The following is a 288-nucleotide window of genomic DNA, read 5'->3' as shown; positions in this document are numbered from 1 at the left end:
CGATCTCCGGGCCCATACTAGGCATAAAACGTTGCTCTGCACGTAGTTGAGCGATCGCTTCTTCAAACTCGTCATCATCCATTGAGAACCAGTAATCGGGTTGTCGATTGGTTTTAGCATCGTAGGCGGCGGTGGTGGGATCGCGGGGCCGGGCCGGTTCCAGCTCCTCCGGTTGCTGGCTGGTGCTGAAACCGTGCAGGGGGATGCTGTCGAAGTATCGATGATAGCGGTGTACCAGATGCAGCTGATAGCTGAGAATCCCCTGATGGCTGGGGCTGCTGACCAGAT

The 288-nt window shown here is 56.6% G+C and carries 1 pseudogene; it reads right to left on the bottom strand.

Annotated features, from left to right (window positions below):
- A pseudogene (locus JW499_RS22055) lies at window positions 1–288 on the bottom strand (hypothetical protein); the annotation flags it as partial.

The sequence above is a fragment of the Amphritea pacifica genome, from assembly GCF_016924145.1.
GTDB lineage: Bacteria > Pseudomonadota > Gammaproteobacteria > Pseudomonadales > Balneatricaceae > Amphritea > Amphritea pacifica.
The sequence above is the reverse complement of the archived record's forward strand: the minus strand, read 5'-3'. Positions and strand labels throughout refer to the sequence as shown.